The sequence below is a fragment of the Enterococcus sp. BWR-S5 genome (genome assembly GCF_016745255.1).
In the GTDB taxonomy this organism is placed as follows: Bacteria; Bacillota; Bacilli; order Lactobacillales; family Enterococcaceae; genus Enterococcus_L.
Window position 1 is genome coordinate 258,476 of sequence record NZ_JADOEQ010000003.1, and the last position, 22,951, is coordinate 281,426.

Sequence of the window (22,951 nt, forward strand, 5' to 3'; positions counted from 1 at the left end):
CTTGGAAAAAGCTGAATTTTCCCGTAAATATTTGATTCTAAATGAAGTCTTGAATGCTGTGACCCATGGCATCGGCTTTGGCTTAAGTGTGGCAGGTCTAGTTGTACTATTGGTTAAGGGAGCTCACACGGGATCAGCGCTACATGTTGTTTCTTATGCACTATATGGCTCAATGTTGGTTCTGCTCTTTCTGTCCTCTACATTGTTTCATAGTCTGATTTTTACCAAAGCAAAAAAAGTCTTTCAGGTATTTGACCACAGCTCCATTTTCTTGTTGATTGCAGGAAGCTATACACCTTACTGTCTGTTAAGCGTAAATGGCTGGTTGGGTTGGACACTGTTTGGCTTGATTTGGGCAATGGCGATTTTCGGCATTGTTTATAAATCTGTGACTTTGCATAAGCAGGATACTGTAAAGCATGCCTCCACAATTATCTACATCATTATGGGCTGGCTTTGCCTGATTGCTGCAAAGCCATTATACGACAGCCTGAGCCTAACTGGTTTATCTCTATTAGTCGCAGGTGGTGTTGCTTATACATTGGGCGCACTTTTCTATAGTTTAAAAGGTGTTCGCTTTATGCATGTAGTCTGGCATCTCTTTGTTATGGCCGGCGCAGCATTTATGTATTTTTCAATTTTATTTTTCACATAAGTCTTTTCTGAAACTAAAATGTACTATGTAAATAGAAGAAAATAAAGCATGAGATTGGATTACATTCCAAAGTCATGCTTCATTTTTCAAACTTGAACGACGAAATGTAGCTACTCATTGTCATAGCCGTTTGGATGCTTCAATTGCCAGTGCCAAGTATCCTGACACATTTCTTCAATTGTGTAAGTTGGAACCCAGTCAAGAACTCTCTTTGCTTTTTCAATAGAAGCAAACGATTCAGCTGTATCTCCCAGTCGCTTCTCTGTATAGTCAAAGGGTATTTTCTTCCCAATGGCTTCTTCGAAGGCTTGTAAAATTTCCAAAACAGAATATCCCTTTCCGCTACCTAAGTTGATTGCTTCAAAGCGAGATGTTTCATCCTGAGAATCCAATAGGTTGTTCATCGCCGCAACATGACCTGCTGCTAAATCGTCAATATGAAGATAATCTCTGACACTCGTTCCATCTGGTGTAGGAAAGTCATGTCCATAAATTTGCAGCTTCGGAAGCTTTCCAATAGCTACCTGTGTAATATAGGGAGCTAGATTATTAGGTAAGCCATTAGGGTCTTCTCCTAAATTGCTGCTTTTGTGTGCCCCAAGCGGATTAAAGAACCGCAGAGAAATGAACCTCCATCGACTATCTGATTCAGCCAAATCCTGAAGAATTTGTTCAATCATTACCTTTGTTCTACCGTAGGTGTTCGTAGGCTTTCGTTGCGCTGATTCTTTGACGGGTAACTCTTTCGGATTGCCATAAACGGTTGCCGATGAACTGAATACCAGACGGTAAACATCATACTCCTCCATAACAGTTAGCAAGTTTAGCATTATTTCCAAATTATTCCGATAGTAGTGTAAGGGCATTTGTGACGATTCTCCAACCGACTTGTACCCTGCCAGATTAATGACTCCGGAAATCTCATTTTCATCAAAGATTTTTTTAACCTCCTCAAGCTGAGTGAGGTCAGCACGATAGCTTTTGACAGATTGCCCTGTAATTGCTTGGATTGCCGAAATTACTGCTAGATTTGAATGACTGAAATCATCTGCAATAATTACTTTTTGATTTTTCTCTAATAGCTTAACTACTGTATGTGAACCGACATAGCCGGCACCACCTGCAACTAAAATTGCTGTCATGATTCATTCCCCATTTCTTGTGTTTTATATTCCCTTATAGTTTCTAACTCTTAAAATTATTCGTTAGAAAACAGTTTATAAGAATTGTCATGTTTACCACTAGGAGATATCTCATAGTTAAAGCAAAGAAATTCTAGTTCGTGAGATAGTTTGAATACTATCAATGCATTTCTTAACAGAAATAGAATTTAGCGTTAAGCCGATAAACAGTACGAATGTTCTCTTCAATTGTTCTTTAGATATAAAAAAAGAAAGTTTCTACTTTACAAAGCGAACAAATATTCGTATAATACTATTACGAACAAATGTTCGATCATTTTGTGAGGTGATGAAAATGAAATCAGTACGTCGCGGCGGGTTCATATTCTTTGTTTTATTTATTGGTATTTTTCTAGGTACGTTGGGCTTAAAATCTGCATTGCTGATCGTCGGCCCACTATTTATCATATGGTTTATGCTTTGGGATGAAAAGCGTTATAGCCAGCAACGAAGAAGACAGGAAGAACACTATACTGTCTATCGGAAATATCAATAATCCGCTTGATTGAGCATTAGATGCATTAGCTGGAATACTTTATCACCCTGACAGCCCCCTGTCGGCATAAAGCTGCTTTGCTCTGATTGCTTCAATCCTATTTAAATAAAGAGGTTGTGAACATAATGATTCGTTTAAGCATCAAGTGAGCATTTCCTATTCTCTTCTTTGCTTATTTATTAAACAATCGCAATCGTTTTAAGCAAAAGCCGGAAATTCACAAATTTTTGTGAATTTCCGGCTTTTTGTTTGAAGACTGCTTCAGAAGAAAAAGAGAGTTTGAGACCCTATATTCAGTCTCAAACTCTCTTATTTTTAGTAATCCATCAAAGTAACGATTTCATAATTAGAAATCTTGTCTCTTCCATGTAAATCAAGTAACTCAATAAGGAAGGCACAGCCAACCACTACGCCACCTAACTCTTCAACTAATTGAGTCGTTGCTTGGATGGTTCCGCCTGTAGCCAATAAATCATCACAAATCAGCACTCTCTGACCTGGTAAAATCGCATCTTTATGAATCGTCAATGTATCGGTACCGTATTCCAAATCATAGGTTACTTCGATTGTTTCACGAGGTAGTTTTCCTTTCTTACGAACTGGTGCAAAACCAACACCCAACTCATAAGCAACTGGACAGCCTACAATAAAGCCACGCGCTTCCGGTCCGACAACCATATCAATTCTTTTTTCTTTTGCATAATCAACAATTTGTTTTGTTGCTTCACGGTAAGCATCTCCGTTTGCCATTAAAGGTGAAATATCTCGGAAGACGATTCCTTTTTCAGGATAATCAGGTATGCTGGCAATATAATCTTTCAAATTCATGTTACTTTTCCTCCTCATTCAACAGCCACTGCAGTAAGACTTTACGGTCACTATATAATAAAAATTCTTCGACCTTTATCCTTTTCAAACGCTTTTGATATACTGCGCTCTCTGTCAGCGGATGATTTTCAGGGTTATTTACATTTCTTAAAACACCGTCTTCTATTGTAACAAATCCTAAATCAAAAAACACCTGAATCATAAAAATTAATAGCTTTTCTTGAATATTTAGATACTGAGCGACAGTTTTCAGCTTATAACGGATGTCAATGCTTTCCTGTTTGCGAATCAAGGCATAGAGCTTTGAATACTGTTCCCTTGTGCCCATTCCATTCAGGTAAGCTTCGTCAGTTGACAGCCCCATGATATAAATTCGGCTGACCTCTGTTTGAGCAACCAGCTGCTTCATCTCAATAATGTCATCAGGACAATCGACAAATACAAGCTGTTCGATAGATGTGCCTTGTGTTTCAATAGAAAACTGTTCCATTGATGTAAAGTGAATCCCTTTTGCCTGCTCTTTCTCTATCCATTTGAAACTTTCTTTTTGAAAATAGACAAACAGGGTATTTTCCTGAGGAATTTCCTGTTGTTGATTTGATTTCCCACGAAGATCAAACAGCTGCAGTTCTTCGATTGCATAATCCTCCGCCATCAATTGCGGTTTTTTATTCCCGTTCCACTCATTGATGGATAATTTACCGGCAATGTTGCAGGGAATATCTGAAAACTCTTTGGCTTCTTTCCCCATCTGAAAAGCGATAACATCTAAATTAGCGGAGCCATCTGTCAGCTGTAATTTTAGGTGATTTTGTGCTGCACCAATCTGTCGAACCTGAACAGCTTGCACCTGCTTGTATGCAAAACTAGGCATTGGATTATCTGTTCCAAAAGGAGCAAGCAATTTTAGCTGATTGATAAATGGAATAGTGGTCTCCTCAATGGTTAAGACCTCATCAATAATCAGCTCCTGTCCTTGTGAAAGGTCTAATTGATTTCGCTCAACATACGTGTCTAAATGCTCTCGAACCTTTTCGATATTCTCCACAGGCAGAGTCATTCCGGCTGCCATATGATGTCCACCAAAATGAGTGAACAAATCTCGCACTTCGTTCAACGCATCATACAAATTCAATGCAGAAACACTTCTTCCTGAGCCCTTGGCAGACTCTCCAGCTTCATCGATGGTTAAAACAATGGCAGGCTTACCTGTTTCCTGCATAATTCGCCCGGCTACAATTCCTAAGACTCCCTCGTGCCACCCTTTTTGCGCCAATACATGAATGGATGCATCAGGATTCAGCATAGCAAAAGCCTCAGTGGTGATTGTATCAACAATATTCTTGCGTTCATTATTCGTCTCTTCAATAAACGCTGCAATTTCCATCGCCTGTTCCTCATCAAAGGTGGTCATCAGCTCAACACCTGGTGCTGCTTCACCCAATCGTCCTAAAGCATTCAGTCTTGGTCCAATTGCAAAACCGACATTTTCCTCTGAAAGTCCATCCTTTTTTAAGCCGGCAGATTGAACCAATGCGTCCAGTCCTATACGGTCACCCGTCTGAATCATTTTTAATCCAAGCTGAACCAATGTGCGGTTTTCTCCAGTCAAGGATACTAAGTCGGCAATCGTTCCAATGGCAACTAAATCCAAAAATTCTACCGGAACTTCTCCTAAAAGAGCTGTAGCCACTTTGAATGCCACACCTACTCCTGCAAGTTCAGAAAACGGGTATGTCCCTTCCGGATGCTTAGGATGGATAATGGCAAAAGCTTTAGGTAATTCCTGAGGTAATTCGTGGTGATCTGTAATGATTACATCTACCTGCTGCTCTTGTGCATAGGCGACTGCTTCGTGACCTGCTACACCATTATCAACTGTTACAATTAGTTGAATCCCCTCGTCAATTTTCTCTTTGAAGACAGAAAGATTCGGTCCATAGCCATGGATAAAACGATTAGGAAGAAAATATTCTACTTCTCCGCCAATTAACTCTATTGCTTCTTTCATCACTGTTGTACTAGTAATACCATCAGCATCATAGTCACCATAAACAAGGATTCGCTCTCCTTGTTCGACTGCTCGTTGAATACGTTCTACAGCCTTCGCCATATCATGAATCAGCTGTGGATCATGCAGGGCTTCCAATGTGGGTGTGAGAAACAAGTCAAGTTGTTCTGCGGTCTGAATCCCCCGCTGCCACAAAAGCTTACCGATGAGAGGGCTGATATCTTTTTCATTTAATAATGTTTGAAATTCATCAGAAAATGTTGGATTATCTGGATATTTCCATATGTATTTAGATTTTTTCACATCGTCACTCCTAACCAAGTAATTATAACAAAACAAAGGTAAAAACTAAAGATAAGCCAATTTTAATTTTTCAGACTGTACCAGATAATCATCGTACATTCATCCATTGATTTACCTCAGACAAGTAATCCTTTAGTTGGATAGAAAACGAGTGGATGACTTCATCCACTCGTTGATTTCAGAATAATGTACAAGTATATTATTCTATTTTTTATACTCATCAGAAGAGTAAATCATTGTAACCTCACCTGTCATATCCGTTTGATAAACGATCATCACAGTAACAACTAAATCCTCCAACTTTTTTTCCAGCTTCACAGTCGTTTGGTCTTGTTCAGTTACCGGCGAATTCGCGAGGATAAACTCCTCCTCTTCCTTCAAATAGTCCATGTATTCGTTCAGCTCATCTTCAGATATTTCTCCGGCTTTGTAGGTGAGCTCTGTATGGACAAGTTCTTTTGCTCCAACGGCTTTATAGAAGGAAGCAATCTTATTTTTGCTTACCTCTATTTCCTCAGTCATGCTGGAACTACAGCCTGTGTGGAGAAAAAGCACCATCAGCAATACACTAACTGCTGCAATACCCCTCTTCATTCAATTGCTCCTTTTGATTAACAAAAATTTTTTCTAGTTATTCATTTATTTCGTCTATTCTATGATTCTCTGCGTTAACTCACTGCCATACTAGCTGAAATAGCAGAATATTCGTCAAATAAGCGGTAGCTTGATCACTGCCTCTTTAATATTCAGCCGCAACAGGTAATACTTTCGTTTTGCAGCTGCTCATATTTAACAGCGAGTAAAATGCTTTGGCTGTGCTGTTGTTGCTTCCGGCAGTCATCGCCTTTTTCGCATCCTCCATCGTTTCCCACGTTACTAAATCAATCCATACATCTTCATCAAGAAGCTGACGCCAAGAAATAAAGCCCTTTTGCTTAGAAACAACCTCATCATGAAGTTTTTTTGTGGCAGCAATAAATTCTTCTTCAGAAACATCCTTTTTCAATTTAAATGAAAACATCCACACTGCTTTTGACATAATTTCACCCTCATTCTTCAAATTCAACTCTTTTCATTATCAGTCTATAGTACCGCTTACAACGTGTCAAATCAGCAAAAAAGAGCGATGCAACAAGTACATCACCCTTTTCTCGGCAAGTAGTTACCTACATTCTAATTATTCAATCAAATCACTCTGCTTCTCTAAAGAAATCTCTGTATTCTTTTCAAGAAGCTGATCGTACTTTTGCTGCAGCTCAGCCAATCTATTTTCGTTACTGCGTTCTGTTTGTTCAACGGCTTCCTGAACAAGACGATCTGTTTCATCCTTATACATATCTTTGTCCTTGATTAAATCTTTAATTCTCTTTTTTTGATCTAAAATAGTTGTAACAGAGGTGATTACACCCACAAGTGCTCCGATAATGGCAGAACCAAGAATTATCAAGATTAATGGTCCGGATATTTTAGCAAACCCGAAATTAACCGGAACGTTCTGGCTGTTCAAAACAGCAAATACAACAATAACCAAAACAAGCAGCAATCCCACAATTACACGCCACTGATTTTTCATTATTAGCGCCTCCCAGACTTATTTTTTATTAAAGATTCCTCCAGCTAAAAAGTCACCTAGATGAGGAAGCAACGTATAAAAGCGAGCTGCGCCTTCCATAATTCGAGGGCGATTAATCTCACGTTTTGTTGTGCCCATCGCCTGAACAATTTCTCTTGCAAGTTTTTCCGGTTCAAGAACGATGAAGCCTAATGACTCAAGATAATCTCCAGTTGGATCAGCTTGGTCAAAAAAGTTTGTTGCGATTGGTCCCGGATTAACTGTTGTTACAGCAATACCCAATGGTTTCAGCTCTAAGCGAAGCGCATTGGAAAATCCTAGAACCGCAAATTTAGTTGCCGAGTAAATAGATGTTTTAGGTGTAGCCATTTTTGCTGCCATTGAAGCAACATTGATAATGTGACCCTGACCATGTTCAGCCATTTGAATAGCAATTTTTTGAGTAAAGACCATCATTCCTAATACATTTACATTAAACATATTCCGAGCAACTGCCATATCAGCATCCAAAAAATCATCAAAAACACCAAAGCCGGCATTATTTACCAAAACATCCACAGTGCCCACTTCGTTATTAATTCGTTCAATGACATGCTCCACATTTTCAGGATCAGCGATATCCAGCTGGAAAGAATGTGCCTCTTTGCCGCTCAGTGCTTCACATTGTTCCTTCACTTTTCCGATAAGATTGATTCGTCGGGCACAAACAACAACAATTGCGCCTTGACGTGCCGCTTCATAACAAATCTTCTCGCCTAAGCCGGCTGAACCCCCAGTAACCACGACGACCTTATCATTTAAATCCTGCAAAAATCTCATATCTGCTCCCCCTAATTTTCTGATTCATTAAATGGAATATCAATAATATCCATATCTTTCACAGCTTTTACGAAAGGAAAAAGCTCTTTTGCTTCATTTTCCAATTTAATCACATCTTTTGTCAAATATCTCGCACTAATATGGGTTAGCAACAGCTGTTTGACCATCGCTTCGACAGCAACCTCAGCAGCATGATGACTGGTTGAATGGAAATGTGCTCTGGCCATTTTTGCTTCTTCTTTATTATACGTACTTTCATGGACAAGGACATCCGCATTCTTTGCCAGCACCACACTATTACTCGTTTTACGTGTGTCGCCTAAAATAGTAACGATTCTTCCTTTTTTCTTCTGACCGACAAAATCTTTACCATTAACGATTTGGCCATCGGCAAGCTCTACCGTTTCCCCACGTTTTAGTTTTCCATAAATCGGTCCGGAAGGAATACCAAGCTCCTTCAGTTTCTCAACCTGAAGCTCTCCTTCATGGTCTGCTTCAACTATTCGATACCCAAAGCTCAAGACTCCATGATCTAATGGCAGACATTCCACAGAAAAATGCGCATCCCCAAAAACCTTACCGCCCTCTTTTATTTCATGGTAAACAATAGGGTAAGAAAGTCGTGTTTTTGAAACCGCTAATGAAGTTTCTACATATTGTTTGATTCCGACAGGACCATAAAGGTCAAGCTGCTCATCGCCACCTTGAAAAGAACGACTGCTCAGTAATCCCGGTAATCCAAAAATATGATCGCCATGAAGATGTGTGATAAAAATTTTTTCAATTTTTCTTGGTCGAATATTACTTTTTAAAATTTGCAGCTGTGTCCCTTCGCCGCAATCAAATAACCAAACTGCATTAATTTCATCCAGCAGTTTCAACGCAATACTGCTTACATTTCGATGTCTTGCCGGTACGCCGGCACCTGTACCTAAAAATTGTATTTCCATTGATTTCCTTACTTTCCATTAGATTTCTTCCTCTATTTTAGAAGAAATTAGCCGTATTAGCAAATAAAAATTTGTTATTTAAGCGGCAGACTGACTGTAAAGGTTGTTCCCTTCGGTTCACTGTCAGATACAGTCATTTTTCCATGATGGACTTCTACAATCCATTTAGCAATTGCCAGACCTATCCCATAACCACCGGTCTTTCTATTGCGCGATTGATCCCCTCGATAAAAACGATCGAAAATTTCTTTCTTCTGTTCGTCCTCTATTCCAATTCCGTGGTCGACCACTTGAATAATCCATTCATTTTTTTCGATTGTTGATGTCACTGCTATTTGATCTTCTTCATTTGTATATTTCAATGCATTGTCCAATAGAATGACTAGAAGCTGCTGGATTTTTTGCCGATCAATATCCACTTGCCCATCTTTTTGAAGTTCAAGAACGAATGCCTTGTTTTCCGCTTGCGCAAGCTCTTGATACGGGGCTATCACGGACGCAAGAAATTGGTTGATAGCAATTGGCTCTTTCTCAAGAACAATAGCATTAGAGTCAGAACGAGCCAATAGAAGCAAGTCATTAGTCAGCTGGCCCAAGCGCTGTACCTCAGTTAACGAGGTTGCAATGGTTTCAGATTCTTCGAGAATGGTATGGTTAGGTTTGGTAAACAGCTTTTCCAGTTGCGCTTGAATAATCGTCAACGGTGTCCGGAGCTCATGAGAAGCATTCTCTACAAACTCCTGTTGTTTACGCCATGAAACCATGATTGGTTTCATCGACCATTTCGAAAGGAAATAGCTCAAAATAATGGATAGTACACCAAAAATGACCATACAGGCTATTAGTATCTGTTTTACTCTTTCAACGGTTCCCTTTATAGGGTCTGTATTTGTCAGTATCTGAACATAGGCAACATTTTCAGTATTCTCATCCATCATCGGAACCATTATTGAGCGAAATTGCAGCTTGCGATCATTGCTGTCTGTCACCTCAATATTGATTATCGTATCTAATTGATCCGTTGAAAAGGAAATATTCTGCAAATCATTGTAGCGCGAGCCTAGGCTGTCCTCATTTAAGATTTCTCCTTCAGCGTTCCACAGAATCACTTGTTGTTGAAAATTGTTTGGTGGTGTTTTTGTGCCCTTTTCAGAATCAAAAACATTATTATTTCTAGGAAATTGACCTGTCCGATCCAATTGAAGCATACGGATTTGTCCTTCCAAAAAAGAACTGTTTTCAGCGAGATGATTTAGCTCTGTATCTACACTTTGATAAATAGATGTTTGCAGTAGTTGAAATACTATGATACCCAAGATTAAAAAAATACTCGCAAACGAAATCATATTTACAATAAAATACCGGATTCGCTGGTTTTTATTTCGCTTTCTCTTCATGCGTCCTGCCCTTCCTCCGGTTGAAACAGGTAACCGACATTTCGTAACGTTTTAATCCACTTATCCAACTCAAAGGGCTTCAAATGCTTGCGTAGATTACTCATATAGACCTCTACTACAGTCAGAGTCGTATCTGACTGAAATCCCCAAATTCGATCAAACAACTGATCCTTGGTGATGATTCGCCCCTTATTTTGAACAAGATAGAGAAGCAAATCGAACTCTTTTCCTTGCAGCTGTATTTCCTGATCTTTGTAATGAACCTGTCGATTATCAATTTCGATACACAATTCTCCAATCGTCAGCTCATTTTTTGGATTTAAGCCCAATGAACGACGAATTAGTGCTTGAACTCTCATTAGCAGCTCTTCTCTATGGAATGGTTTCGTGAGATAATCATCACCGCCATTTTTAAACCCGTTCACCTTATCCTCCAAGCCATCTTTAGCTGTTAAGATAAGGACAGGCGTATAAATTTTCTTTTCTCTTAATTGGGTCAAAACCTCTTCACCGGAAAGACTTGGCAGCATTAAGTCAAGAACGATCAAATCATAAACCTCACGTTCTCCTTCATAAAGTGCTTCTTCCCCATCGTAAACCTGCTCTACCTCCCCGATTTCAGCAAGGATTTCCTGAATACTATCTGACAAAACTTCATCATCTTCTACTAAAAGTATCTTTAACATTCCTGTCACCTTCGTTCTCATTTTTCTTTATGTATACTATAAAATATAAACGGATGAGACAACTCTAAAATACAAATTGTCCCATCCGTTCAATTGGTCATTGATTAAAAATCGTTTTTTACATCAATTAAAGTCGTATAGTTACTCTACTGCTAATGCTAGCTATTTCTGATGCATTGATTACTATGGAAAAACATCTGCGTTTTACTCGATTATTTACAGGACATGACTAAGAATCAACTGGCGTCGGGTTTCTTTTTATCTTCACCCAACCAAGCATCATTCGCGGCTTCCTGTACCTTTTTCTCAACAGCCTTGGCTTTTTCAATCTCTTTGGCAACCTCTTCATATTCCAAGCGTGTGATTTCTCCGCCTAGTTCATTCATAACCAAATGATTCAACGGACGGTTATCCTCTTCCTCCGCAATAAGCATCAAGCCGGTTTGTCCAACGGAAATTTTCTCCGTCATAAATTGAAAGGTAGATTGTGCACCTTGAATTTCTTTTGCATCTTGCGTTGCACCGATTAAGCTGCCGGCAAACCAGCCAAGCAAAATACCTAGCGGCCCTCCTAAAATACCGATGACCATGCCAATCAAGCTATCCTTTGACGTGTGGTCACTTCCGGTAAAATCTAAAAAATCATTGATTTTAAACTGATGAGTACCTTCATTTGTATGTGTCACTACAGCCATCTGTTCTCCTTTGAGCTGTCTTTCCATATGCAGTTTCTTGATTTCAGAGAATGCTTGATAGGCTTGACTTTCTACATCAAAATTCATAATGATTACACGTTTAGACATTTTTACCACCTCGTTTGGTTTATTCACCTTATTCTATCAGTAAATGTCCGGTTTGGGAAACGAAAATCATTTTTATTCCTAGGTACCTTCGACCAGTTTGATATTGACTATCTGCCGCCTCCACCAGGACCGCCACCCATTTGATTGCCGGACGCTGCAGAACCATCCTGAGAAACAGAGGTCATCTGCCCACTTAAGGTCAATGTGCCTAAATCAGTACCGCCTTCATAAGTTCCATCCTGATACAAACCAAATAGAGAAGTTCCTGAGCTGGTCCCGCCAGATGACAAGGTTAGTGCTTCACCAGAGGTTAGTTCAGGTGTGCTGACAACTAAATGCTGGAATTCCTTTGTTGGTTGGAAGGTCACAAGTGTTTTCCCGCTGCTGTCTTTAAGATTGATAGTTGTATTTGCTGCCTGCGTAGAATCAAAGTAGATACCGACTGTTGCTTGCGCGGAGCTGTCGCTGACACCCATGGCCATACCATTACTACCACTCGCTACAAGAGTACCGCCGTCCATCGAAAAGGTTCCCTCATAATCTAGCGCACCATTTCCTCCATTGACTGGACCATTAACAAGCAAGCTGCCTCCGTTCATCCGAATATCACCATTACTGTCTACACCATCACCTTCTGCTTCAACATAAATCGTTCCACCATTAATTTCCAAATACTTGCTGCTATCTGCTGCCTCCGGACCACCACCGAAATTATCGCCGCCAAATGTACCGGATTCACCATCACTGCCACCTGCCGCGTTAATTCCGTCATCTGAAGCATGAACTTCTATTGTGCCATCATTAATGGTCACAGTTGATCCTTCTAATCCTTCATAGGACTCTGCTACTGTAATTTTTCCATTGTTAATCACTAAATCAGTATCAGCATGAATACCATCATCGCCACTATTCATAGTGAACTCTCCACCGTTAATTGTCACAGCACCATTTCCATGTATGCTGTCATCAGCAGTATTCAATTCATAACTTCCATCATCAATAGTAATCGCTCCAGAGGATTTCAAGCCTTTATAGCTTGCCGTAGAATCAATAGCGGTATCAGAGCTCCCTTGAGCAGTCTGAATGGTCATCACAGCTGTTGCAATAGACATGCTTGTTTCCGCCTGAATACCATCTGTTCCAGTAGTCAGTGTGAATGTTCCTCCGTCGATACCAATCCAACCTTTGGCAGTATCCGTTGCATTATCAGACTGGATGCCATCTCCTTCAGTTGTCTTAATCGTAAAGGTACCGCCGGCAATTGAAACAGAGTCTTTTCCTTTAATGCCGTTGTTCTTTGCATTAACCTGAATCGTACCATTGATAATGACCAAATCGTCCTTACTTTGAATTCCATTATTGTAATTGCCGTTGACGGTTAACTTGCCTGATCCATTAATCGTCAAATCATCTTTACTGAAAAATGCAGCATTTGGATCCGTTTCATCTGCACTGGCATAAACATAGTCAGTGCCGTCAGTTAATGTATTTTCAGTTCCTTCAGCTAAAGTAGTAATCACTTTTTCTGCTTGCTCTACATAGATTGCTGCTGAATCACTGTTGGTAATTGTTACACCGTTTAGCACCAGCTTCACGGTTCCCTGTCCGGCAGCAACTTTTATTTGTCCCTCATAGTTACCAGATAAAATATAAGTTCCTGCCGCACTTATTGTTACTACCTGACCACTTTCAGAAGCACCTGAACCAGAAATTTCACTAGTTGTGCCGCTCAACTTAATACTTGTAGCACTGGCTTCATCATAGCTGTCGTCGAAATCTTCCTCATCATATGAACCATATTTTGTTTCGCTGATTGTGGCTGTATTAACAGCTGTCAACTCACTTGAGCTTTCTGACTGATCCGAGTTTTGGGAAGACAAAGAAGTTTGTGTGGTCTGACTTGCTGCGTCATTACTGCTTGTATTTTCATCTGTTTTTTGACAACCGGCAAATAAAAGTAACGCTCCGGTAATCAATGATAGTTTAATTGCTATTCTTTTCATGATAGTCACCTACAATTCATCTTTATTCGTTGAAACTTTCCCTGAAACAATGGTCAGATTTCCATTTCTAACTCGTAAGGCATCCATCAATGCTTTTTCCTTTTGTGCATCTTTTAATGTTACATGGTAGCGTAATTCATACAAGCTCCCCATATTTGTTGTTTTTACAGAATCTAAATTATGGTTATAAGTAAATTCCTTAAATAAATCGTCAAATAGTCCTGGATAGTCAAGATCCTCCGGAATCGTAATTTTGATTTCCCGCTCAGCAACTTTATTCTTTTCACCAAAATGACTGGCATTTAGAAGAACTAAGGCGAGAGCAATCACTACTGAAAACAGAATGACATAAGTGATGAATCCCATTCCTGTCGCCAAGCCTATTCCCATTGACCAGAAAACACTAGTGATTTCCCGTGCGCCTCCGGCAACAGAACGAAAGCGGATTAAGCTAAAAGCTCCCATGATAGCAACACCTGTACCAAGATTTCCATTAACCAGCATAATCACCAGCTGAACTAAAATCGGCAAAATTACCAGGGTGATAATGAAATTTTTGGAATAGGTGCTTCTGTACATATGGACACAAGCAACTAATAATCCTAGTGCAAGTGAGGTGATGATGCATACGAACAAGCTCACCAAATCCAACTCTACGGCACTTTCAGTAAACAAACTAGACAACATGACTAAATTCCTCCTTAGTAAATAGGTAACGCTGGTAAGTCTGAGCATATTTTGAGAAGGATGCAGGATAAATCTGCAACTCACCTAAAATCTCAGAAAACCATAATGGGTAAGCTCCTAGCGCCTTGACTTCCATCAGGACATCAATTTCGGGAGCCACTCTTTCTCCTTCTGCACCAGCTGCAATATCAAGTTTCTCTGTTCGATAACGAATATTGAAATCGAAGGTCACTCGAAAATCTTCGTCTTGTGGATATAGAAAAGCGCGACGATCATAGGCAATCATTACCTTTGGTTCTAATTTTTTTCTCAAAACCAGCCAATCAATTTCCTGTTTAATCTGCATATCCTTTGAGCTATTGAAATTGAAGCCGTTTTTCCGTGTTTCAAAAAACTCACGGGCCTGATTGTAGGGTAACGTCACACGCCGCTTATAAACGACTCCCTTGACCTTCTTCTTAATTTCCATAAAGACATTTGTATCCTCTATTGGCACCCCATAGCTTCGCAAGCGAAATTTTTCTTTGAAAACCGGTTTGTTAATTGAATGACGAATCATTTCATAATCATCTGTATCAAAATACACTGAAATGATTGTATGAAGTCCATACTCATCCTCCTGCATATAGTGCTTCATTTTTCCAACAAGCTGATCGTATTTTTCATAAGACAATTTATATTTTTTCTCGCGTCGTTGAAAACAATTTTTTAGTTTAACCATGTTCTATCTCCTCCTGTACACCTTGGAGTATAAAAAACACAACATAAATCAAGCTTAAAAACATGAAATAAAGATGAAGATATTTTCATCTTCAAAAAGCGTCATTCATTTCAGCAGATTGTCCTACGTCTTCCTTATCTCAATGCTGAATAAAAAAATCTCTGACAATGCTGCACATTCGTGTCAACATCATCAGAGATTTCTGCGATTAGTTAGTCCATTATTTTTATGTTTCTCTTCGTTATGCCTATATTGTACATGGAGTTATCACTAACATAGACATATCAGCAAGAGTCTCCGCTTAATTCGCTTTTTTCCACCGTTTTAGAGTTGCTAAGTAAGCTTTAGCCTGTTCTTTTATCTGTACTTTTTCCTTCTCAGAAGTCGCTGCCTTATATTCAGGAGAATAGTCCAAACCAATTTCCACATACTGATCAATTGTTAGATTATTGGTAAAACTTCCCTCTTTAAAGCAGTAAAGGCAATACTCTGAAGAAAGTGTCCCATCTGTGTTCGTTCCTTTATCTTTATCCATTTCAATATCCATACCGCAGCTTTGACAAATAACCATTTCCATTCCTCCTCTTCCACTTGTTACATCCACTATAGCAAAATAGACAATAGGAAACAACTTGAGAAAAAAGGGTCTATAATATTTTGTGTTGGTGGAAATTCCTAAAGGAAAACTCACTAACACTTTTTTGAGTGTTCAAACACAAAAAAGGAACAACTAACTGATAAAATGAAATCGACTAAAAACCAAATCATCAGAAAGGTTGTTCCCTATGGATAAGAATACCAGAAAATTACTTGGACTAACAGATAAACACCTCTCCTTTGGAGAGGAATGGCTTGAATACAGACAGATGAAAGGAGTTCAGGCTCAGGTCATCAAAGCCACACTTACATATAGACCCACACATCGCGAAAGATGTGGCCTAAAAAATCAAGGTCAAATTATCAAGAACGGCCATCATCTGACTCAAGCACAGCTCCCTGTATTTAACGAACGTCTGACTTTTTGGAGCTGAATCGCTCACGGTTTCTTTGTCACGAATGTGGGAAAACCTTTCATGCACATACTGAGCTGATTGAGGAGCATCATCACTTATCAAAACAGCTCTGCCTCCAAATCATACTTGATTTAAAGAAAAATATCTCTAGAAAGCAGATTGCTCAAAATCATTTTGTTTCAGATATAACCGTTCTTCGCTTAATGGAAGAACTCTCTGCTTCTTATCGCTCTAATTGGCAGTTTCTTCCGGAAATTCTATGTATCGATGAATTCAAGTCAATGAAAAGCTGTCAGGGAGCGATGAGTTTCATTTGTGTTAACGGGGAAACCAACAAAATACTTGAAGTCCTTGAGGACCGACGGTTACCACAATTGGTTCGACACTTTATGCGTTACACTCAAGAAGCACGAAAAAAAGTAAAGTATCTAGTCATGGACATGAATGCCTTCCGGCATTCCTCTCCTCAAAAACAGAAACACTACCGACGACTGAAACGATATTGGAAGTTACTTCTTAAGGATTCATCTAAACTGGATAGTCAGTCCCGTCCATATCATCCATTATTTAAGCGCCCATTGACTCAGACAGATATTGTCGATGAACTGCTTAGTTATGATTCTGTGTTACACATCGCTTATGACACCATTCAGTTTCTCAAATACGCCTTTACTCATCGTGATGCCTCGCGTTTCTTTGAGGAACTCGATACATTAGATGTCAGGCTTCCTATTTGGTTCAAAAAGAAACTGACCTTTTTCAAAAAACACAGACAAGGAATCACTAATGCTTTTCGTTATTCTTTCTCCAATGGGGTGACAGAAGGACTAAACAACAAGATTAAGGTAATCAAGCGTGTTGCCTATGGTTATCGCAATTTCTATCATTTCCGTTCGCGTATTTATATTATTCAAGGTCTTATTTTTTCACAACATGAAAAAGAAAAACAAGCGAATATTTCCGCAGCTCTATAGGCAAATCGGGAATTAGCAGCTGTGTTTCTATTTCCTTACAGCTGCTTTGACTCGATTTAGGAATGGAATTGGCGCTTTTTGCCAAGTCGCTTCCGGCCAGCTGCCCAAATCATTCGCGCTGTTTCCCTTTTCTCTAAAAAAGAACTTGAAACAAAATCAGAGGTTTTCTCTGTTCTTTTGTTCCAAGCTCTATCATTTTATTCAGTTTTTTGTCCTACCAACACAATTTGACGTAGAACCAGAAAAAAGAGGCAGAGTATCCATTTTCAGGATAGCAGCTGCCTCTTACTATATATTATTCTACGAATTCAAATTCAAAACCGCCAATACGAACAATGTCTCCATCTTTCGCACCACGTGCACGAAGGGCTTCATCTACACCCATTCCACGCAATTGTCTTGCAAAACGCATGACCGTCTCATCATGGTCAAAGTTCGTCATCTGGAATAAACGTTCCAGGCTCTCACCTGAAAGCACCCAAGCTGCATCAGAATCACGATCAATCGTAAATTCAGGTCCCTCAGGATTAAAGCCATAGCGAACCACTTCTTCTTCCACTTCCTCAGCATAAAGAGGGAATTCAGGTGTCACATCAAGAAGGTCTGCTGTTGCATTCAGCAACGGCTCTAACCCTTTTTTGGTAATCCCTGAAATTGGAAAAATCGGCATTGGGTCCGCAAACTCATCTGTCTGCTCTTTAGCAATTTCTTTACGGAACTTCTTCAAGTTCTCTTCTGCTTCAGGCATATCCATTTTGTTTGCGACAATAATCTGTGGTCTTTCCATCAAACGAAGATTATGAGAAGCCAACTCCTTATTAATTGCCAGATAATCCTCGTAAGGGTCTCTGCCTTCCATTCCGCTCATATCAATGACATGAAGAATTACTCGTGTTCTTTCAATATGACGTAAAAACTGTGTACCTAAACCAACGCCTTGAGAGGCCCCTTCAATTAGTCCCGGCAAGTCAGCTGCAGCAAAGCTGCGGCCATCGGTAGTTGTGACCATACCCAAATTAGGAACTAATGTTGTGAAATGGTAGGCGCCGATTTTAGGGCGTGCTGCAGAGATAACTGAAAGTAGTGTTGATTTACCCACTGATGGGAAACCTACCAAGCCTACATCCGCCAATACCTTTAACTCAAGCTCAATTTTTCTTTCCTGTCCCGGTTCGCCGTTCTCAGCGATTTCCGGTGCCGGATTTCTAGCAGAAGCAAAGCGCGTGTTACCGCGACCACCGCGACCACCTTTAGCGACAGTTAGTGTTTGTCCGTTATCCACTAAATCACCAAGTAATGCACCTGTTTCAGCATCACGAACGGTTGTACCTGGTGGAACCTTGACAATTAAACTTTCTGAGCCTCTTCCGTGCATTCCCTTGCTCATTCCATTTTCTCCGGGTGTTGCCTTGAAATGACGATTGAATCGGAAATCCATCAATGTTCGAAGCCCTTCTTCAACCATCAGAATCACATCTCCGCCATTTCCGCCGTCTCCACCGGCCGGTCCGCCATCGGGTACATATTTCTCTCTTCTAAATGCAACCATTCCGTCGCCGCCGCTTCCGGCCTTAACATCAATGACTACCTGATCTAAAAACATGGACATGTTGTCGTCCTCCTAATCAATAAATTATCTATGAACGCTTCTATTGCTGCCATATTAGGGCATCTTCTATTCAAAATAACACATAGACACTTACACTATCATGATTTACCATAACTTGCAAGAAGCATTATGTCATTACCTACATATGTTTAAAAGCGATGTATCGTTCAAAAATCTAGTGTTAGTATAGCATAAATTTGCCATGATAAAAAATAACTTTTCTATCTATCCCAGTGTTTTTTTCAAGAATTGTTTGATATTTTTAAAACACATGCTGCTAAATAGTTCCTAAAAGTAAAAATAATCCTATTCATGTTGAAACATCAAATTTTTTTACAAGAAGAATCCTTTGATTGTGTAATTTAACTTTCTACTTTTCGCTTATAATTGGCTCATAAAGGACTTATAATGGTATGAAAGGAATGTATCCGCTTTCCGAAAAGAGGATTCTCTTCCCAGACTACCGAATACTATTCAGATAGAGGTGTATTTATGGAAGACGGAGTCAAACGTGAATCAAGCTCGCTAGTATCACAGAAACAAAAATTGGATGCCAGTTTTACCAGACAAGGAATCACAAGTGGTATCCTCTCGGCAGTCACCTTTGGACTGTACAGTACCATTTCCGCTTATGCAATGACACTGGATCCGCTGGCAGGAGTCATTAGCGTATTTGCAGCCCCCTTTGTTGCTTCAGCTATCAACGATACGATTGCAGCAATTTGGTTACTAATTTTCAACATTGCCAAAGGACGCTTAAAGGAAATTGGCCGCAGTTTGGCAATTGTTCCAGGTTTAATGGTTATTCTGGGCGCATTATTTGGTGGACCAATCGCCAACGGTGCTTATCTTATAGGGATTGCTTCAGCCGGTGCAGCTGCTATTCCTATCTCAGCTCTTTTTCCGATGTTCGGGGCTATCTTTGCACGGATTTTTCTTAAACAGAAAATTTCTAAGCGAGTTGGAATCGGTATGCTTATTTGTATCGCAGGTGCCATTCTAATCTCCATGGATGGCGGAGGTTCTGTAGGATCAGACTTTACTTTCGGAATTATCTGTGCATTTATTGCAGCAATTGGTTGGGGAATGGAAGGCGTCTTCTCAGCATTTGGTATGTCAATGATTGATTCAAATATTGCCATCAATATTCGCCAGGCCGTTTCCGGTATTGTCTTTATTATTGTGGTTCTGCCACTCTTCAATGCATTGGATTTATTTAAGGAAGTTCTTTCCTCTCCTTCTATTATGCTGATTATTGCAGCAGGGGCACTATTTGCCGCTTCTTCATTTCTTGCATGGTATGTTGCAAACAGTAAGGTTGGTGTGGCGACAGGTATGTCACTAAATAGTACTTATGTTTTATGGGGAGTGATTTTCTCAGCTATATTCTTGAAAACCAGCCTAAGCCCGATGATGATTCTAGGTGCTGTCATTATTACTTCCGGAGCCATTATTGTATCGGTTAACCCGTTGGACTTCATCAAGAAAAAGGAGGGCTAAAACAATGCTATTACCCATTCGTTCACGTGTATTACATTACATCGCTGTTACCGGCGTTTCAACAGTAGATTCAGTGATGGAAGGTCTTAAAGAAGAATATGGTACTGAAAGACAGTTTACACAACCAAATTTTGTAGAGCATATGCTTTCTCTAAAAGAAAATGGTTTGATTGATGAAATATCTTATGATTTAGACGAAAATAATCAGTTGCAAATTGAATACAACATTAATGAAGAAGGAATAAATACGATTAACAAGTACCTTCCTAAGAAATGGCACCTTGAAAAAGCCAGATAAACAAATAAAGACGAGAACACTTCTCTATTGAGCTATGTTCTCGTCTGTGGATTAACTTCCTGTACCGATATGAGCATTTTTTCGATATTTATTTGGTGTTGTACTCATCTGCCGATAAAAAACACGGTTAAAATAGGATGGATCATTAAATCCGCATTCACTTGAAATACGGTATGACGGATAATCGGATGTTTCTAACAGCTTACACGCATAATCGATGCGCAGATTATTTACATAATCTGTATAAGAAAGTCCGACCTCCCGTTTAAATACTCTACTGAAATATTGGGGATTCATATATACATGAGCTGAAACCTTTTGTAAAGTAATCTTTTCCTTATAATTCTCCTGAATAAAATGAAGAGCTTCCTTGATGAATCCCTGAATTTCAGTGATTGCAACAATTTCACGTTCCGCTTCCGGCACTGCCTGTTTTTTACTGTCAGCAATCTCTCCCATTAAACGATGCAAGATAGCTGTAATTTCTCTTGGCTTCACAGGCTTCAGCATATATTTTGACACGTTCAAATCAATTGCTTTCTGAGCATAAGAAAAATCTGAAAATGCAGATAAGATCACAGCTTTTGAATCCGGAAGAAATGTACGTATTTCTTCCAATACACTCAATCCATCCTTTTCAGGAATCAAAATATCGAGAAAAAGAATCTCCGGACAATGCTGCTTCGCCAGGGCCACCGCTTCGCCTCCAGTTGAGCAAGACAAAACAACATGATTCGCACTGACTTCCTCCATCACAATCGCTTTAAGAAAATCCCTTTCCAGCATCTCATCCTCTACAATTAAGATTGCGCCCATATTTTCACTCCTTAATTACTTTTTGGTATTCTGATGGTAACGATACTACCGCCATAATCTGATTTAGGAATTTCCAAGCCATAGGATTCACCAAAATGCTGCTTTAAGCGACTATCGGTGCTTCTGAAACCAAGGCTCATTTTATCTTCTTCTCCTTCTCTGATTGCCCTCAACACTTCCTGAGGAAAGCCATTCCCATCGTCTTCTACCTTGATTAAGATGTCTCCTTCAATGACCTCGGCACAAATACGAATGGTTCCCCCATCTCTTTTTGGCGTAATTCCATGGATTAGTGCATTCTCTACAATTGGTTGAAGTGTCATGTTTAAAATTCTTTCGAATCGAAGTTCTTCCGGAATCGTCAGCTCGTATTTCAAACGATCCTTAAATCTTACCTGCTGAATATAAAGATACTTTTCTATATAATCAATCTCTGCTTCGATTGTATGCAGCTGGTTCTCCTGCTTCAGCGTATACCTCAAAAGATCAGACAAGCAATAGATTAATTCTTCAGTTGTGTGTGAGTGTTCAAAATAGGCCGTTCGGGCAATAGAATTCAACGTATTAAATAAAAAATGCGGATTAATGACTAGAGAATTATTTTTAGTCTCCAAATCGACAATTTTTCTTTCCAGCAGCTCTTTTTCAATGGAAAGCCGTTCAACATCCGGATTTTCGTTCAACACCTTTTCCTTTACATCCAAAGCAATGCTATTTGCCACATGGCCGCAAATTTGTTCATATATTCGGATTTCTTTTTCATCGACTGTGGCCAATGCTGCCAATGCTTTAGCAATCACTTCTGAAGAAGCCCCTGTTTCCTTATTCAACTTTGACATATCGAACAAATATTTTTTATACTCTGTTTCAGTCGAAAAAGCCTGTATACCAACAATATAGCCAAGAATCTCTTTATCTATAACTACTGGCATATAGACATTTTCCAGTCCATATTCGCATACGTAGCGATGCTGTTTTTTATTCTGCAAGCAATCTAAACAATGATCACAAACTCTATTTGGTAATTTATGACAAACAATCTTGCAGAAATCTGGAACCGGGTTGAACTCCATAAGAATCTGTCCTTGTGTATCAATAAGAATCAAGGAGATACTGGAAATGGGAACAACACTGCTATAACGGCTAAATAAACGAGTATCAACCAATTTTTGCAGTGGATTTTCTTTCGTATTCATAGGTGACACCACCTTAAGTAATTCTTGATTAATTATTTATCTTGAAAATTTATTTTTACAACTATAACTTTTGAACGCATTAGATAGTTCAAAGATTTCGACATACCTCGATAGATACACCCAGATATGTTTGGAATAAAAAGTATCAGCAAAACATAGAGTAAAATTCCAGCTATCAACGTACGAAATACATCAGCAAGCATCTTTTCGCTTCGCAACAACGCACTCATATAGTAATATACGAAGAAATCTATCTTTTCATCGAAAATAAATAGATTGAACAGAAGCTCTGCCTTTGTAGTTATTTTTCATTTTAAGAATGTTCATTTTGTAAACGTTTCCGCATACATATAACATACTATATAATTATTTGAAATTCAAACACATTTCTACAACCGCTTCTCACTACAGTTCTTTTTTCGAATAGCTCAA

22 protein-coding genes and 1 pseudogene are annotated in these 22,951 nt (G+C 39.3%); 5 read left to right on the plus strand and 18 right to left on the minus strand.

Translation table 11 applies throughout. From position 1 onward, the window contains the following. Position 1: 1 nt before the first annotated feature. Positions 2 to 655: a PAQR family membrane homeostasis protein TrhA gene (trhA, locus tag IW510_RS06025; RefSeq protein ID WP_202057823.1), complete on the plus strand. Its 654-nt coding sequence runs from the start codon at positions 2 to 4 to the stop codon at positions 653 to 655. Between the two features lie 110 nt (positions 656 to 765). Here the strand turns inward: trhA and galE are convergent, their stop codons facing one another. Next, complete coding sequence (galE, locus tag IW510_RS06030) at positions 766 to 1,797, minus strand: UDP-glucose 4-epimerase GalE (RefSeq protein WP_202057825.1); 1,032 nt, start codon at positions 1,795 to 1,797, stop codon at positions 766 to 768. 334 nt (positions 1,798 to 2,131) lie between these two features. On the opposite strand from galE, the gene IW510_RS06035 reads away from it, so the two are divergent. After that, positions 2,132 to 2,332 carry a hypothetical protein gene (locus tag IW510_RS06035; protein ID WP_202057826.1) on the plus strand — a complete coding sequence of 67 codons (201 nt, stop codon included), beginning with the start codon at positions 2,132 to 2,134 and terminating at the stop codon, positions 2,330 to 2,332. 315 nt (positions 2,333 to 2,647) lie between these two features. Here IW510_RS06035 and IW510_RS06040 read toward each other — a convergent pair whose 3' ends face one another. From IW510_RS06040 to IW510_RS06105, 14 genes are all read right to left on the minus strand, one after another. After that, a complete protein-coding gene (locus IW510_RS06040; RefSeq protein ID WP_202057828.1) occupies positions 2,648 to 3,160 on the minus strand; it encodes an adenine phosphoribosyltransferase in 513 nt (170 codons plus the stop codon). A gap of 1 nt (position 3,161) precedes the next feature. Next, entirely contained in the window at positions 3,162 to 5,474 is a 2,313-nt protein-coding gene (gene recJ / locus IW510_RS06045; RefSeq protein ID WP_202057829.1) for a single-stranded-DNA-specific exonuclease RecJ, read from the minus strand. 204 nt (positions 5,475 to 5,678) lie between these two features. Continuing rightward, on the minus strand, positions 5,679 to 6,068 hold the full coding sequence (locus tag IW510_RS06050; protein ID WP_202057831.1) for a hypothetical protein: 390 nt from the start codon (positions 6,066 to 6,068) through the stop codon (positions 5,679 to 5,681). 145 nt (positions 6,069 to 6,213) lie between these two features. Next, positions 6,214 to 6,513: an antibiotic biosynthesis monooxygenase family protein gene (locus IW510_RS06055; RefSeq protein ID WP_202057833.1), complete on the minus strand. Its 300-nt coding sequence runs from the start codon at positions 6,511 to 6,513 to the stop codon at positions 6,214 to 6,216. A 138-nt stretch (positions 6,514 to 6,651) separates the two neighbouring features. Further along, the gene (locus IW510_RS06060; RefSeq protein WP_202057834.1) at positions 6,652 to 7,047 is read right to left on the minus strand and encodes a LapA family protein; all 396 of its coding nucleotides are present in this window, start codon (positions 7,045 to 7,047) and stop codon (positions 6,652 to 6,654) included. An 18-nt stretch (positions 7,048 to 7,065) separates the two neighbouring features. Beyond that, positions 7,066 to 7,866, minus strand: coding sequence for an SDR family NAD(P)-dependent oxidoreductase (locus IW510_RS06065; protein WP_202057835.1), 801 nt, complete (start codon positions 7,864 to 7,866; stop codon positions 7,066 to 7,068). 11 nt (positions 7,867 to 7,877) lie between these two features. Continuing rightward, the gene (gene rnz, locus IW510_RS06070; RefSeq protein WP_202057836.1) at positions 7,878 to 8,816 is read right to left on the minus strand and encodes a ribonuclease Z; all 939 of its coding nucleotides are present in this window, start codon (positions 8,814 to 8,816) and stop codon (positions 7,878 to 7,880) included. Positions 8,817 to 8,890: 74 nt separating this feature from the next. Beyond that, positions 8,891 to 10,213 (minus strand): sensor histidine kinase, encoded by a 1,323-nt coding sequence (locus IW510_RS06075; RefSeq protein ID WP_202057837.1) that lies wholly within the window; start codon positions 10,211 to 10,213, stop codon positions 8,891 to 8,893. Further along, positions 10,210 to 10,899: a response regulator transcription factor gene (locus IW510_RS06080; RefSeq protein WP_202057838.1), complete on the minus strand. Its 690-nt coding sequence runs from the start codon at positions 10,897 to 10,899 to the stop codon at positions 10,210 to 10,212. The genes IW510_RS06075 and IW510_RS06080 overlap by 4 nt, the downstream gene beginning before the upstream one ends. A 236-nt stretch (positions 10,900 to 11,135) precedes the next feature. Beyond that, positions 11,136 to 11,702, minus strand: coding sequence for a DUF1269 domain-containing protein (locus tag IW510_RS06085; RefSeq protein ID WP_202057840.1), 567 nt, complete (start codon positions 11,700 to 11,702; stop codon positions 11,136 to 11,138). A gap of 107 nt (positions 11,703 to 11,809) precedes the next feature. After that, the gene (locus tag IW510_RS06090; RefSeq protein WP_202057842.1) at positions 11,810 to 13,705 is read right to left on the minus strand and encodes a carbohydrate-binding domain-containing protein; all 1,896 of its coding nucleotides are present in this window, start codon (positions 13,703 to 13,705) and stop codon (positions 11,810 to 11,812) included. 9 nt (positions 13,706 to 13,714) lie between these two features. Beyond that, positions 13,715 to 14,392, minus strand: coding sequence for a DUF4956 domain-containing protein (locus IW510_RS06095; RefSeq protein ID WP_202057844.1), 678 nt, complete (start codon positions 14,390 to 14,392; stop codon positions 13,715 to 13,717). Then, the gene (locus IW510_RS06100; protein ID WP_202057846.1) at positions 14,382 to 15,113 is read right to left on the minus strand and encodes a polyphosphate polymerase domain-containing protein; all 732 of its coding nucleotides are present in this window, start codon (positions 15,111 to 15,113) and stop codon (positions 14,382 to 14,384) included. The genes IW510_RS06095 and IW510_RS06100 overlap by 11 nt, the downstream gene beginning before the upstream one ends. Before the next feature lie 301 nt (positions 15,114 to 15,414). After that, complete coding sequence (locus tag IW510_RS06105) at positions 15,415 to 15,684, minus strand: zinc ribbon domain-containing protein (protein ID WP_202057848.1); 270 nt, start codon at positions 15,682 to 15,684, stop codon at positions 15,415 to 15,417. Between the two features lie 214 nt (positions 15,685 to 15,898). Here IW510_RS06105 and IW510_RS06110 point away from each other — a divergent pair. After that, positions 15,899 to 17,100: pseudogene (locus IW510_RS06110) on the plus strand (transposase). 295 nt (positions 17,101 to 17,395) lie between these two features. On the opposite strand, the gene obgE reads toward IW510_RS06110, so the two are convergent. Beyond that, a complete protein-coding gene (obgE, locus tag IW510_RS06115) occupies positions 17,396 to 18,709 on the minus strand; it encodes a GTPase ObgE (protein WP_330932579.1) in 1,314 nt (437 codons plus the stop codon). A 492-nt stretch (positions 18,710 to 19,201) separates the two neighbouring features. On the opposite strand from obgE, the gene IW510_RS06120 reads away from it, so the two are divergent. After that, a complete protein-coding gene (locus tag IW510_RS06120) occupies positions 19,202 to 20,209 on the plus strand; it encodes a DMT family transporter (protein WP_202057849.1) in 1,008 nt (335 codons plus the stop codon). A gap of 4 nt (positions 20,210 to 20,213) precedes the next feature. After that, the gene (locus tag IW510_RS06125; RefSeq protein WP_202057851.1) at positions 20,214 to 20,507 is read left to right on the plus strand and encodes a hypothetical protein; all 294 of its coding nucleotides are present in this window, start codon (positions 20,214 to 20,216) and stop codon (positions 20,505 to 20,507) included. Positions 20,508 to 20,558: 51 nt separating this feature from the next. Here IW510_RS06125 and IW510_RS06130 read toward each other — a convergent pair whose 3' ends face one another. Beyond that, positions 20,559 to 21,323 (minus strand): response regulator transcription factor, encoded by a 765-nt coding sequence (locus tag IW510_RS06130; protein WP_202057852.1) that lies wholly within the window; start codon positions 21,321 to 21,323, stop codon positions 20,559 to 20,561. 11 nt (positions 21,324 to 21,334) lie between these two features. Beyond that, a complete protein-coding gene (locus IW510_RS06135) occupies positions 21,335 to 22,519 on the minus strand; it encodes a histidine kinase (protein ID WP_202057853.1) in 1,185 nt (394 codons plus the stop codon). Positions 22,520 to 22,951 lie beyond the last annotated feature (432 nt).

Bases quoted from the DNA above. Each gene is read 5' to 3' on its own strand.
- IW510_RS06135 (WP_202057853.1), bottom strand. From the start codon at position 22,519: ATGAATACGAAAGAAAATCCACTGCAAAAATTGGTTGATACTCGTTTA.
- IW510_RS06050 (WP_202057831.1), bottom strand. From the start codon at position 6,068: ATGAAGAGGGGTATTGCAGCAGTTAGTGTATTGCTGATGGTGCTTTTT.
- IW510_RS06130 (WP_202057852.1), bottom strand. From the start codon at position 21,323: ATGGGCGCAATCTTAATTGTAGAGGATGAGATGCTGGAAAGGGATTTT.
- obgE (WP_330932579.1), bottom strand. From the start codon at position 18,709: ATGTCCATGTTTTTAGATCAGGTAGTCATTGATGTTAAGGCCGGAAGC.
- rnz (WP_202057836.1), bottom strand. From the start codon at position 8,816: ATGGAAATACAATTTTTAGGTACAGGTGCCGGCGTACCGGCAAGACAT.
- IW510_RS06040 (WP_202057828.1), bottom strand. From the start codon at position 3,160: ATGAATTTGAAAGATTATATTGCCAGCATACCTGATTATCCTGAAAAA.
- IW510_RS06065 (WP_202057835.1), bottom strand. From the start codon at position 7,866: ATGAGATTTTTGCAGGATTTAAATGATAAGGTCGTCGTGGTTACTGGG.
- IW510_RS06090 (WP_202057842.1), bottom strand. From the start codon at position 13,705: ATGAAAAGAATAGCAATTAAACTATCATTGATTACCGGAGCGTTACTT.
- IW510_RS06075 (WP_202057837.1), bottom strand. From the start codon at position 10,213: ATGAAGAGAAAGCGAAATAAAAACCAGCGAATCCGGTATTTTATTGTA.
- IW510_RS06085 (WP_202057840.1), bottom strand. From the start codon at position 11,702: ATGTCTAAACGTGTAATCATTATGAATTTTGATGTAGAAAGTCAAGCC.
- IW510_RS06105 (WP_202057848.1), bottom strand. From the start codon at position 15,684: ATGGTTATTTGTCAAAGCTGCGGTATGGATATTGAAATGGATAAAGAT.
- IW510_RS06060 (WP_202057834.1), bottom strand. From the start codon at position 7,047: ATGAAAAATCAGTGGCGTGTAATTGTGGGATTGCTGCTTGTTTTGGTT.
- IW510_RS06035 (WP_202057826.1), top strand. From the start codon at position 2,132: ATGAAATCAGTACGTCGCGGCGGGTTCATATTCTTTGTTTTATTTATT.
- IW510_RS06095 (WP_202057844.1), bottom strand. From the start codon at position 14,392: ATGTTGTCTAGTTTGTTTACTGAAAGTGCCGTAGAGTTGGATTTGGTG.
- galE (WP_202057825.1), bottom strand. From the start codon at position 1,797: ATGACAGCAATTTTAGTTGCAGGTGGTGCCGGCTATGTCGGTTCACAT.
- IW510_RS06055 (WP_202057833.1), bottom strand. From the start codon at position 6,513: ATGTCAAAAGCAGTGTGGATGTTTTCATTTAAATTGAAAAAGGATGTT.
- IW510_RS06080 (WP_202057838.1), bottom strand. From the start codon at position 10,899: ATGTTAAAGATACTTTTAGTAGAAGATGATGAAGTTTTGTCAGATAGT.
- IW510_RS06120 (WP_202057849.1), top strand. From the start codon at position 19,202: ATGGAAGACGGAGTCAAACGTGAATCAAGCTCGCTAGTATCACAGAAA.
- IW510_RS06100 (WP_202057846.1), bottom strand. From the start codon at position 15,113: ATGGTTAAACTAAAAAATTGTTTTCAACGACGCGAGAAAAAATATAAA.
- IW510_RS06125 (WP_202057851.1), top strand. From the start codon at position 20,214: ATGCTATTACCCATTCGTTCACGTGTATTACATTACATCGCTGTTACC.